The 12,100-nt window shown below is 71.0% G+C and carries 9 protein-coding genes; 2 read left to right on the plus strand and 7 right to left on the minus strand.

The features are described from left to right. Position 1 precedes the first annotated feature (1 nt). Genes galK through galT form a run of 3 tightly spaced genes read right to left on the minus strand, consistent with a single transcriptional unit; the run spans position 2 to position 3,191 of the window. Entirely contained in the window at positions 2-1,171 is a 1,170-nt protein-coding gene (galK, locus tag ACIRQ9_RS15160) for a galactokinase (RefSeq protein ID WP_404172095.1), read from the minus strand. Next, positions 1,171-2,133, minus strand: coding sequence for a UDP-glucose 4-epimerase GalE (gene galE, locus ACIRQ9_RS15165; RefSeq protein WP_404172097.1), 963 nt, complete (start codon positions 2,131-2,133; stop codon positions 1,171-1,173). Before galE ends, galK begins: the two co-directional genes overlap by 1 nt. Then, the gene (galT, locus tag ACIRQ9_RS15170; RefSeq protein ID WP_404172100.1) at positions 2,133-3,191 is read right to left on the minus strand and encodes a galactose-1-phosphate uridylyltransferase; all 1,059 of its coding nucleotides are present in this window, start codon (positions 3,189-3,191) and stop codon (positions 2,133-2,135) included. Before galT ends, galE begins: the two co-directional genes overlap by 1 nt. Before the next feature lie 136 nt (positions 3,192-3,327). On the opposite strand from galT, the gene ACIRQ9_RS15175 reads away from it, so the two are divergent. Next, positions 3,328-5,028, plus strand: a complete 1,701-nt coding sequence (locus ACIRQ9_RS15175) for a sodium:solute symporter family protein (protein ID WP_404172103.1) — start codon at positions 3,328-3,330, stop codon at positions 5,026-5,028. 27 nt (positions 5,029-5,055) lie between these two features. After that, complete coding sequence (locus tag ACIRQ9_RS15180) at positions 5,056-5,343, plus strand: hypothetical protein (RefSeq protein ID WP_404172106.1); 288 nt, start codon at positions 5,056-5,058, stop codon at positions 5,341-5,343. Positions 5,344-5,423: 80 nt separating this feature from the next. On the opposite strand, the gene ACIRQ9_RS15185 is transcribed toward ACIRQ9_RS15180, so the two are convergent. The 4 genes from ACIRQ9_RS15185 to ACIRQ9_RS15200 all read right to left on the minus strand — a co-directional run bounded on the left by ACIRQ9_RS15185 (position 5,424) and on the right by ACIRQ9_RS15200 (position 11,979). Next, positions 5,424-6,113: a LuxR C-terminal-related transcriptional regulator gene (locus tag ACIRQ9_RS15185; protein ID WP_404172109.1), complete on the minus strand. Its 690-nt coding sequence runs from the start codon at positions 6,111-6,113 to the stop codon at positions 5,424-5,426. A gap of 202 nt (positions 6,114-6,315) precedes the next feature. Then, positions 6,316-8,085 carry a PQQ-binding-like beta-propeller repeat protein gene (locus tag ACIRQ9_RS15190; RefSeq protein WP_404172112.1) on the minus strand — a complete coding sequence of 590 codons (1,770 nt, stop codon included), beginning with the start codon at positions 8,083-8,085 and terminating at the stop codon, positions 6,316-6,318. Between the two features lie 64 nt (positions 8,086-8,149). Next, positions 8,150-9,940 (minus strand): PQQ-binding-like beta-propeller repeat protein, encoded by a 1,791-nt coding sequence (locus ACIRQ9_RS15195; protein ID WP_404172115.1) that lies wholly within the window; start codon positions 9,938-9,940, stop codon positions 8,150-8,152. A gap of 236 nt (positions 9,941-10,176) precedes the next feature. Continuing rightward, positions 10,177-11,979, minus strand: coding sequence for an ABC-F family ATP-binding cassette domain-containing protein (locus ACIRQ9_RS15200; protein WP_404172118.1), 1,803 nt, complete (start codon positions 11,977-11,979; stop codon positions 10,177-10,179). Positions 11,980-12,100 lie beyond the last annotated feature (121 nt).

A 12,100-nucleotide genomic window follows, 5' to 3' on the forward strand; every position in this document is an offset into this window, starting at 1 on the left:
CTCAGTCCGCGCGGCGGGCTCCCGCCGACGGCACCGCCTCGAACGTGCGGGGCGCCGTGAGACCGGCCGCCGCGAACGCCTCCTCGACCGCCTTGGTGATCGTGTCGACGTCGGAGGCCTCCGCGAGGACGATCGCCGAGCCGCCGAAGCCGCCGCCGGTCATCCGCGCACCCAGCGCGCCGCTCGCCAGCGCGGTGTCCACGACCAGGTCCAGCTCCGGGCAGGAGATCCGGAAGTCGTCGCGCAGTGAGGCGTGGCCTTCGGTGAGCACGGGGCCGATGGCCCGGGTGTCGCCGGCCTCCAGCAGGGCGACGACGCGCTCCACCCGGTGGTCCTCGGTGACGACGTGCCGGACCAGGCGCCGTACCTCCTCCTCGTCGCCCAGCCGGTCGAGCGCCGCGCCGAGGCCGTCGTAGGCGACGTCCCGCAACGCGTCCACGCCCAGCAGGGCCGCGCCCTTCTCGCAGCCGGCCCGGCGCTTGCCGTACTCGCCGCCGCTGTGCGCGTGCTTGACCTGGGTGTCGACGACCAGCAGGCGCATGCCCTCGGCCGCCAGGTCGAAGGGGATCTGCTTCTGCGAGAGGTCCCGGGTGTCCAGGAACAGGGCGTGCCCGTCCTCGCAGCAGGCGGACGCGGTCTGGTCCATGATGCCGGTCGGCGCCCCGACGTAGACGTTCTCCGCGCGCTGGCACAGCCGGGCCAGCTGCCAGCGGGCCAGGCCCAGTCCGTGCAGGTCGTTCAGGGCGAGGGCGATCACCACCTCCAGGGCCGCGGAGGAGGACAGGCCGGCGCCGGTCGGGACCGTGGAGGACAGGTGCACGTCGGCGCCGCCGACCGGGTGGCCGGCCTCGCGCAGCGCCCAGACCACGCCCGCCGGGTACGCCGTCCACGCGTGGTCGGTACCGGGTTCCAGGGCGTCCGGGGAGAGTTCGACGACCCCGCCCTCGATGTCGGCGGAGTGCAGGCGCAGCACGCCGTCGGTGCGGCGGGAGACCGCGGCCGTCGTCACGTGCGGCAGCGCGAACGGCATCACGAAGCCGTCGTTGTAGTCGGTGTGCTCACCGATCAGGTTGACCCGGCCCGGCGCCGACCACACCCCTTCGGGCGCCGCCCCGTAGAGCTCGGTGAAATCGTCCCTGACCTGCTGTGCCGCATCCACATCTGCCCCCACTACTGCTCCCTCGACACGTGCTGCGCGAACTCCCAGGCGTCCGCGACGATCCCCGCGAGGTCCGCGCGGGTCGGGTTCCAGCCCAGCTTCTCGCGGGCGGTGGCCGCGGAGGCGACCAGGACGGCCGGGTCGCCGCCCCGGCGCGGGGCCACGACCTCGGGGATCGGGTGGCCGGTGACCTGCCGGACGGTCTCGATGACCTCGCGGACCGAGAAGCCCTCGCCGTTGCCGAGGTTGCAGATCAGGTGCTCGCCGGGGCGGGCGGCCGTCAGGGCCAGCAGGTGGGCCTCGGCCAGGTCGGCGACGTGGATGTAGTCGCGGACGCAGGTGCCGTCGGGCGTCGGGTAGTCGTCGCCGAAGACCGAGACGGCCTCGCGGCGGCCCTGCGCGACCTGGAGGACCAGCGGGATCAGGTGCGACTCGGGGTCGTGGCGCTCGCCCTGCGCGCCGTAGGCGCCGGCCACGTTGAAGTAGCGCAGGGAGACCGCGCCCAGGCCGTGGGCGGCGGCCTCGCCGGTGATCATGTGGTCGACGGCGAGCTTGGTGGCGCCGTACGGGTTGGTGGGCCTCGTCGGGGCGCTCTCCACGATCGGCACCTGCTCCGGCTCGCCGTAGGTGGCCGCGGTGGAGGAGAAGACGAGCTTGCGCACGCCGGCCTCGCGCATGGCGGCCAGCAGCGCCATGGTGCCGCCGACGTTGTTGTCCCAGTACTTCTCGGGCTTCACGACCGACTCGCCGACCTGCGAGGACGCGGCGAAGTGCAGCACGGCGTCGTAGGAGGAGTCCAGCCACTTCGCGGCGTCACGGATGTCGCCCTCGACGAAGGACGCGCCCGCGGGGACGCCCTCGCGGAAGCCCGTGGACAGGTTGTCGAGGACGGTGACCTCGTGGCCCGCCTCCAGCAGGTGCTGGGACACCACGCTGCCGACGTAACCCGCCCCGCCCGTCACCAGGTACTTCATCAACTCGCTACCTCTCGCAGTCGCTCGGCCGCGCGCTCCGGCGGCACGTCGTTGATGAACACGTTCATGCCGGATTCGGAACCCGCGAGAAACTTCAGCTTGCCGGACGTTCGGCGGATGGTGAAAAGCTCCAGATGCAGCGCGAAGTCGTCGCGCGAGACACCGTCGAACTCCTCCAGCGTCCCGAACGGCGCCTGGTGCCAGGCGGCGATGTAGGGCGTGGGAGGCTCACCCTCACCGAAGATACGGTCGAAGCGCCTCAAGAGTTCCAGATAGACCCGAGGGAACTCCGAGCGCGCCGCCTCGTCGAGTCCGAGCAGGTCGGGGACCCGGCGCTTCGGGTACAGGTGGACCTCGTAGGGCCAGTGCGCCGCGTACGGCACGAAGGCGGCCCAGTGTTCACCCTCAAGGACGACGCGCTGGTCGGCGAGTTCACGCTCGAGGACGGCGTCGAAGAGGTTCTCCCCGCCGGTCGCCTCCTTGTGCGCCGCGAGTGACCGCAGCATCAGCGCGGTGCGAGGGGTGGTGAAGGGGTAGGCGTAGATCTGGCCATGGGGATGACCGAGCGTCACGCCGATCTCCTCACCGCGGTTCTCGAAGCAGAACACCTGCTGGACGGAGGGGAGATGGGACAGTTCCGAGGTCCTGTCGGTCCACGCGTCGAGGACCAGCCGCGCCTGCTCCTCGGTGAGGCTCGCGAAGGACGCGTCGTGGTCGGAGGTGAAGCAGACCACCTCGCAGCGGCCGGAGTCGCCGGCCAGCGAGGGGAATCGGTTCTCGAAGACCACCACGTCGTACGACGAGTCGGGGATCTCGCTGAGGCGGTCGCCCTCGGTCGGGCACAGGGGGCACTGGTCGGCCGGCGGGTGGTAGGTGCGGCCCTGCCGGTGCGAGGCGATGGCGACCCGGTCGCCGAGGAGCGCGTCGCGGCGGATCTCGGAGGTGGTGTGGGTCCGCTCCAGCGGCCGGCGGTCCACCGCGTCCCGGACGGTGTCGTCCCGCAGGTCGTAGTAGATGAGCTCGCGACCGTCGGCCAGCCGGGTCGAGGTCTTCTTCACTGCGGACTCCCGAAATTCGAGCGTTGTTCGAGTCAGCCAACCATCAAACAGAACCGAACACACCAAAACACAACTCACCAGGTGAGTCAACATCGCAATCAATCAAGGTGAGACAACAAAAGTGTTGAATTCTTGGATGCAAAACCCCACCAGTGCTCCCGTATCCCCCACCTACCTCGCCGAGGAACTGCGGCTCCCCACCAACGGCCTCGACTACGCGATCCTCGCGATCTACTTCGTGGTCGTCCTCGGCATCGGCTTCGCGGCCCGCCGGTCGGTGAAGACGAGCCTCGACTTCTTCCTCTCCGGGCGCTCGCTGCCCGCGTGGATCACCGGGCTCGCGTTCATCTCGGCGAACCTGGCCGCCACCGAGATCCTCGGCATGGCCGCCAACAGCGCGCAGTACGGCGCGTACACCGTGCACTGGTACTGGATCGGCGCCATTCCGGCCATGGTCTTCCTCGGCCTGGTGATGATGCCCTTCTACTACGGGAGCAAGGTCCGCTCGGTCCCCGAGATGCTGCTGCTGCGCTTCGACAGAGGCGCACACCTGCTGAGTTCGATCCTGTTCGCCTTCGCCGCCATCCTCATCGCGGGCGTCAACCTGTACGCCCTCGCGATCGTCGTCGAGGCGCTGCTGGGCTGGCCGCAGTGGGTGGCGATCGTGGTGGCCGGCGCGTTCGTGCTGGCGTACATCACCCTCGGCGGTCTCTCCTCGGCCATCTACAACGAGGTGCTCCAGTTCTTCGTGATCCTGGCCGCCCTCATCCCGCTGTCCGTGCTCGGCCTGAAGAAGGTCGGCGGCTGGGACGGCCTGGTCCACAAGCTCGACGCCACCCACGGCCACCACTTCACCTCCGCCTGGGGCGGCACCGGCATCGGCAGCGTCAACCCGCTCGGCGCGAACTGGCTGACCATCGTCCTCGGCCTCGGCTTCGTCCTCTCCTTCGGCTACTGGACGACCAACTTCGCCGAGGTCCAGCGCGCCCTGTCGGCGAAGAACCTCTCCGCCGCCCAGCGCACCCCGCTGATCGCCGCGTACCCGAAGATCTTCATCGTCTTCCTGGTGATGATCCCGGGCCTGGTCGCCGCCGCGCTGGTACCGAAGATCGGCACCTCCGGCTCGGACCTCCAGTACAACGACGCGATCCCCTACCTGATGTCCCAGCTGCTGCCCAACGGCGTGCTCGGCATCGCGGTCACCGGTCTGCTCGCGGCCTTCATGGCCGGCATGGCGGCCAACGTGTCGTCCTTCAACACCGTCTTCACGACGGACATCTGGGCGAAGTACGTGGTGAAGGACCGCGAGGACGCCTACTACGTGCGCTTCGGACGCCTCATCACCGCGATCGGCGTCTGCGCGTCCATCGGCACGGCGTTCCTCGCGTCGTCGTTCTCGAACATCATGAGCTACCTGCAGACGCTGTTCTCCTTCTTCAACGTGCCGATGTTCGTCGTCTTCATCGTCGGCATGTTCTGGAAGCGGGCCTCGGCGAAGTCCGGCTTCTGGGGACTGCTCGCGGGCACGGTGACCGCGATGGTCAACTACTTCGTCCTCTACAAGAAGGACATCATCGGCATCCCCTCCGACCAGGGCGCCAACTTCGTCTCCGCGATCGCCGGCTTCGTCGCCGGTGCGGTGGTGATGGTGCTCGTGTCCCTGTTCACCGCGCCCAAGCCCGAGGCGGAACTCGCGGGCCTGGTCTACGGCACCCGCTCCCCCGGCGCGGCCGAGCCGCCCGCGCCCGGCGACGAGGCCTGGTACCGGCGCCCCGCGCTGCTCGGCTGGGGCGCGGTGGTCCTCGCCGCCCTCTGCTACATCCCGTTCTCGTTCTGACCCCGGCCGCGGGAGACTGGAGAGACCATGACCGACGACATCCAGCGGGAAGTCACCGACCTGGAGAGCAGGTCCACGACCGCCGCACGCATCTTCGACCTGCGGCGGATCATCGGCGGCCTGTTCGTGCTGTACGGGATCATCGTCACGATCACCGGGATCACGGACTCGCAGGCCGAGATCGACAAGGCCCAGGGGATCAACATCAACCTGTGGACCGGGATCGGGATGCTGCTGCTGGGAGCGGTGTTCCTGGTGTGGCTGTGGCTGCGGCCCACCCCGCCGGCACCTCCGGTGGAGGGCACCGAGGAGTAGCGGGCCCGTCGCCCGCGGGGCGCGTGGGCCGTGCCCACCCCCCGCGGCGGCGGCCGCAGCCCGTTGGGGCCTCGCGGCGGCTAGCGGATCTCGCCGCCGCTGCCGACGGATCCCGCCCTGTCCAGCAGACCCGTCCGGGCGGCCAGTGCCGCCGCCTCCAGACGGGACCCCACGCCCAGCTTCATCAGCACCCGCTGCACGTGCGTCCGCGCGGTGCTCGGGGCGATGCCCATCCCCGCGGCGATCAGGCGGGTGTCCTCGCCGTCGGCGACCCGGACCAGGACCTCGACCTCCCTCGGGGTGAGCATCTGGAGCAGGCGCTGACCCTCGTCGTCGGGCTGGGCCACGGGGTTGAGCAGGTCACCGAAGGCCCCCTGGAGCAGCGCCGGGGCCACGGCGGCCTCACCGGCGCGCGCCTTCATGATCGCTCGCTCGACGCCCTCTATCCGCTCGTCGTGCCGCACGTACCCGGACGCGCCCGCCGCGAAGGCCGCCGCGATGCCCCGCGGCGACGGCACCGGGCCCAGGACCAGGACGGCGACCTGCGGCCGCTCCCGCTTGATCTTCACCACCGGGTCGAACATGCCCGGCTCGGCCGGGGTCGCCGTACCCAGCAGGCACACCTCGGGCGCGCGCGTGATGACCAGTTCCGCCGCGCCCGCCGCCGGAGCCGCCGCGGCGAGCACCCGGTGGCCGCGCAGTTTCAGTGCCGAGGCCAGCGCCTCCGCGAGCAGCCGGTGGTCGTCGACCACCATGAGCCGCACTCCCATAGAGCAACCCCCCACTCCCCCCAATGGATGCCCCACTATGGATGCCCACTGGTCCGCATGGACAGAGGGCCCCCCGGCACCTCGTCCTTCATGCCCCCGGAAGCTACACGCTTGTTCGACGTCGCGCTGCCCCTACTGATGAGAAGTGCCCCGGATATGAGGAATCTCTGGCTTTTCTGGTATTCGCGGCGGAAGCGCGCCGTCAGCCGTCCGTGCCGAACGCGGCGACCAGGTACTCCTTGGACGACGTCGACGAGCCGACGGCGTGGGCGTACACCGCGGACAGGTACAGGCGTCCCCGGGCGTAGAGGACCTCGGCGTACGCCGGTGCCATCGCGGTCTCCAGGGTCTTGACCTGCGCGGTCGCCGGGTTCTCCAGCAGCTTGGTCTCCTTGAACGAACCGCCGTCGATGCTGACGATCTGAGCGCCCTTGTTGTACGGCGGGTTCTTGTACGCGATCACGTTCGGACCGTCCATGCGCAGCGGCGTGATCGTGTAGTTGTCGCCGGCGTCGGCGCGCTGGCCGGTCTGCTTGCCGGTGGCCAGGTCGAAGGCGACGATCTCGTTGGTCTTCGAGAACTGCCCGCCGCCGCCGTCGTGCTCCTCGGTCGGCAGGTAGAGCCGGTCGTTGCCGACGACCACGCCCTGGCACTTCTCCACCTGGTAGATGCCGTCGCAGCGGGCCGCGTAGGAGCTGCCGGGCGTGGAGATACGGGTGCGCAGCTTGCCGGTCGTGTTGTCGATGGAGAAGACGTCGGAGAAGCCGCTGCCGTCGCCCGCGCTGTCGTTGACGTCGGCGGCGACCACCAGCGGGTCGGTCGACACGACGCTGGCGTAGGGGATGCCGGAGCTCATCTCGTACTCGGAGGCCACCTTGCCGGAGACCGGGTCGATGGTCTGGATGTGCAGCTGGGCGGTGTCGCCGGTGCCGCACTTGCGGACCGCGACCAGTTTCGCGCCGCCGCCGTACCCGGCGTCGTAGCAGGTGTCGGTCGGCTTCGGCTGCCAGCGGACCTTGCCGGACGCCAGGTCGAAGGCGGCGCCCCCGCTGGTGCCGCCGACCGCGACCGTCTGCCGAGCGACCGTCACGTTGTTGAAGTTGATCGGTACGTCACCGGACTTGATGGTCTGCGTCCATAGCTTCCTACCGGCGTTCAGGTCGATCGCGGCGACCTGGGTGCAGCCCGCCGAGGAGCCCTTCGGCGGCATCTTCGGCTGGAAGACGACGGCCGTCCTGCCGTCCGCGCCGACGTGCCCGGTGGCGTAGCAGACCGGGCCGGGCAGCGGGACGGTCCACAGCTTGGCGCCCGAGGCGGGATCGTAGCCGACGATCCGGGCCACACCGGTCTTCGCGTACACCTTGCCGGTCAGCCAGGAACCGGAGGTGACCGTGGTGTCGTCCGCCGCGGGCATCGGGACCTGGAAGAGGACCTTGGCGGCCGGGTCCGAGGGGACCTTCTCGCTGCCTCCGCCGCCGCCCGCGCCGCCGTCGGAGCCCTTGGTGCCGCCGGTGCCTCCCGTGTCGGCGCCGGCGGTGTCGTGCTTCCCGCCGCCGCCTCCCGAGGACTTGGAGTACCAGATGCCGCCGCCGACGATCAGCGCGATCGCCACGACCGCGGCGACGATGATGTACAGCGAGGCGTTGTTCCGGCCGGGAGCGGTGGCCGGGGTGGGCACCGTGGGGGCGCCGCCCGGGTAGCCGTAACCGGGCTGCTGGGCATAGGGGTTGGCGTATGCGGGCGGCTGCTGGGCGTACGGGTTCGCGGGCGGGCCGGGATGGCCGTAGCCGGGCTGCGGGGCCGGGGGCTGCTGCGGGTAGCCGTAGCCAGGCTGCGGGGCCGGGGGCTGCTGCGGGTAGCCGTAGCCGGGCTGCGGGGCCGGGGGCACGGACGGCTTCGGCGGGTCGGCGGGAGCACCGGAACCGGGCTGCCGCGGGGGCTGGTTGGGCGGCGGCGGAGGCGGCTGGGTCATGACGGGTACCTCGGGGGAAGGCTCGGGAGCGGACGGGGAAGGGGACGGGGCGCGGCGGGTCCGCTCAGTGGCCGAAGGCCATCATCAGCTTCTCCTTGGCGTCGTCGCTGCCGGTCAGCCGCGTGGAGGAGAGGTAGAAGCGCCCGTCGACCCAGGCGACCGCGCCGTCGTAGAAGCCGTTCTCGATGCCGGCGGTGTGCTGCGGGTTCTGCAGCAGCCTGGTGGTGGTGTGCGCGGAACCGGTCGTCGGGACCGACACGACCTGGCCGCCCGAGTCGTACGACGGCCGCACGTAGGCGACGAGCCGGCCGCCCTCGGTCCCGACCGGGTACATCGACTCGTCCGTCGGGGACTTCACCCGCCATTTCGCCTTGCCGTCGGTGAGGCTGATGGCGACGATCTCGTTGGCGCCGCTGTTCGTGTCCGTCGGCAGGTAGAGGGTGTTCGCGTCGACGGCTACCCCCTGGCAGCCCTGGAGGTCACGGGCGAGGAGCGCCCAGCCGCACTGCGGTGCGAACTTCTCGTCGACCTTCACCTCGGAGCGGAAGGCGCCCTTGGCGTCCAGGGTCGAGATGTTCCAGGCCTTCTTGTCCTCGTTGGTCATGTAGACCACGAGCGGGTCGACGGAGTACGCCCGCTGGACCGACCAGCCCTTCTTGACCGGCCGGGTCCACCTGACCTTGCCGGTGGCCGGGTCCAGCTCCGATATCTCGTCGTGCTGGTTGCCGCCGCCGGCTCCGCAGGAGGCCACCTCGACCAGCCGGTTCGTACCGCCCGCGAAACCCGACGGGAAGCAGGACGCGCCGTACTCCTTCTTGTCGTACAGCTTGTGGCCGCTGGCCAGGTCGTACGCCGTGCCCGACTGGGAGCGGCCCACCATCAGCGTCTTCCCGCTGACCGTCAGCTCGACGCTGAGCGCGCTGTCGAACAGGCCGCCGTCGGCGACGGTCGCGGTCCAGCCCTTGCGGCCCGTGTCGAGGTCGACCTCCTGCAGCTGGTTGCACTTGGCCCGGTCGCTGGTGCCGTTCATGGACGCCACGACGACCTTGCCGCCGGCGGACTGGACCGGGGTGACCGCGCAGATCTTCTGCGGGAACGCGATCGGGCTCCAGGCCGGTTCGCCGTCGGCCACCCGGTAGCCGAAGAGCTGTTTGTACGCCGCCTTCACCGCGGTCTTCCGGGTGATCCACATGCCGGGTGCGTCGGCTCCGGAGGCCGGCGCGTCGGGCGCCGACTTGTACCAGAGCACCTTGGCCTCGCCGGGCTTGCGGCCCGCGTTGAGGTCCTCCCGGTCCCCGCCGCCGTCGCCGCTGCCGTCACCCGGGTCGACCGGGTCGGCGCTGCCGGAGGTCTTGGGGTCGGCGGACCGGTGGGCGACCGGCTTCTCACCGCCGCCGCCACCGCCGCCGCCGGTCACCGCGTACACGGTGCCGCCGACGACCAGCAGCCCCGCCACCGCCGCGGCGACGATCACCCAGGGCTTTCCCCTGAACGGCCCGCCACCGCCACCGGGCTGCGGAGTGCCGCCCGGCGTCCCCGGGTACTGCGGCGGATAGCCGTAACCCGGCTGCGGCGGATGCCCGTAGGAACCAGGCTGAGGCGGCTGCCCGTAGGGACCGGGCTGAGGTGGCTGCCCGTAGGGGCCCGCCGGTGACGGCTGCCCGTACGGGCCTGCCTGCTGGGGCTGCCCGTAGGGTCCGGGCTGTGCGTACGGTCCCGGCTGCTGCGGCCCGCCGGGACCGGCCTGAGGCGGCTGGGCAGGAGGTGGCGGCGCGCCGAAGCCACCCTGCGCGGGCGGCTGCTGCGGGGCGCCGAAGCCGCCCCGCTCCGGCGGCTGACTGGGTGGCTGCGTCATCAGCGATCTTCCCCCGTTACTGATTTCCGCCACGTCCCCGGGCTCTCGACGGGTTCCGGGCCGTGCGCGGACTGCTCTCCGACCGACCTTTCTACCACCCGGCACCCACAGCGGACCGGCCCTCATCAGCCCCTGTGCCCAAGGAAGAACCGCCCTGTGATGCGCCCGTTACGCGCCTTCACGCCCCCTTCACGCCACACCCGCAGGGCGGTTTCGGGCCGTAGGCACGGCCCCGGCTACGCGTCCTCCGCCAACTCCAGCCAGCGCATCTCCAGTTCCTCGCGTTCCCCGCTCAGGTCGCGCAGCTGGGCGTCGAGTTCGGCGACCTTGGTGAAGTCGGTGGCGTTCGCGGCGATCTGGTCGTGCAGCTTGGTCTCCTTCTCGGAGACCCGGTCCAGCTGGCGCTCGATCTTCTGGAGCTCCTTCTTGGCGGCGCGCTGGTCGGCGGCGCTCCGCTCGGCCGTGGGGGCCTTCGGGGCCACGACGGTGGCGGCGGCCGCCTCCTCCATGCGCTGCCTCCGCTCCAGGTACTCGTCGATGCCGCGCGGCAGCATCCGCAGGGCGGCGTCGCCGAGGAGGGCGAAGACGCGGTCCGTGGTGCGCTCCACGAAGAACCGGTCGTGGGAGATGACGACCATCGAGCCGGGCCAGCCGTCGAGGACGTCCTCCAGCTGCGTGAGGGTCTCGATGTCCAGGTCGTTGGTGGGCTCGTCGAGGAAGAGGACGTTCGGCTCGTCCATGAGCAGGCGCAGCAGCTGGAGGCGGCGGCGCTCACCACCGGAGAGGTCGCCGACCGGCGTCCACTGCTTCTCCTTGCTGAAGCCGAACGTCTCGCACAGCTGACCGGCGGTCATCTCGCGCCCCTTGCCGAGGTCGACGCGCTCGCGCACCTGCTGGACGGCCTCCAGGACCCGGGTGTTCGGGTTCAGTTCGGCGACCTCCTGGGAGAGGTAGGCGAGCTTCACGGTCCTGCCGACGGCGATCCGGCCGCCCGCGGGCTGCTCCTCGCCCTCGGTGCGCGCGGCCTCGGCCATGGCCCGCAGCAAGGAGGTCTTGCCGGCGCCGTTGACGCCGACCAGGCCGATCCGGTCGCCGGGGCCGAGCTGCCAGGTGACGTGCTTGAGCAGCACCTTGGGGCCGGCCTGGACGGTCACGTCCTCCAGGTCGAACACGGTCTTGCCGAGCCGCGAGGAGGCGAACTTCATCAGCTCGCTGGTGTCACGCGGCGGCGGCACGTCGGCGATCAGCTCGTTGGCCGCCTCGACCCGGAAGCGGGGCTTGGAGGTACGGGCCGGGGCGCCGCGGCGCAGCCAGGCCAGCTCCTTGCGGACGAGGTTCTGCCGCTTGGTCTCCTCGGTGGCGGCGATCCGCTCCCGCTCGGCGCGGGCGAAGACGTAGTCCGAGTAGCCGCCCTCGTACTCGTAGACGGCGCCGCGCTGCACGTCCCACATGCGGGTGCAGACCTGGTCGAGGAACCAGCGGTCGTGGGTGACGCAGACCAGCGCCGAACGGCGCGTGCTCAGGTGGCGGGCGAGCCAGGAGATGCCCTCGACGTCGAGGTGGTTGGTGGGCTCGTCCAGGACCAGCAGGTCCTGCTCCTCGATGAGCAGCTTGGCGAGCGCGATCCGGCGCCGCTCACCGCCGGACAGCGGTCCGATGACGGTGTCCAGGCCCTTGGGGAAGCCGGGCAGGTCCAGTCCGCCGAAGAGGCCGGTGAGGACGTCCCTGACCTTCGCGTTGCCGGCCCACTCGTGGTCGGCCATGTCGCCGATGACCTCGTGCCGGACGGTGGCCGCCGGGTCGAGGGAGTCGTGCTGGGTGAGGACGCCGAGGCGCAGTCCGCCGGAGTGCGTGACGCGGCCGGTGTCGGCCTCCTCCAGCTTGGCGAGCATCCTGATGAGGGTGGTCTTGCCGTCGCCGTTGCGGCCCACCACGCCGATGCGGTCGCCCTCCGACACGCCGAGCGAGACGCCGTCCAGCAGGGCACGGGTGCCGTAGACCTTGCTGACGTTCTCGACATTGACCAGGTTGACGGCCATTTCACTCCTGCGCACGGGGACGGTCAGCCTCCCAGCGTAATGCGCGCCGGACCGCCTTCCCGCCGCGAGCCGCCCGCCGGCCGCCCGCGGAGGCCGTACCCCCGCCCGGCGCGTGCCGCCC

Origin of the sequence: Streptomyces sp. NPDC101237 (assembly GCF_044767465.1) — a bacterium.
GTDB classification, from domain to species: domain Bacteria; phylum Actinomycetota; class Actinomycetes; order Streptomycetales; family Streptomycetaceae; genus Streptomyces; species Streptomyces gramineus.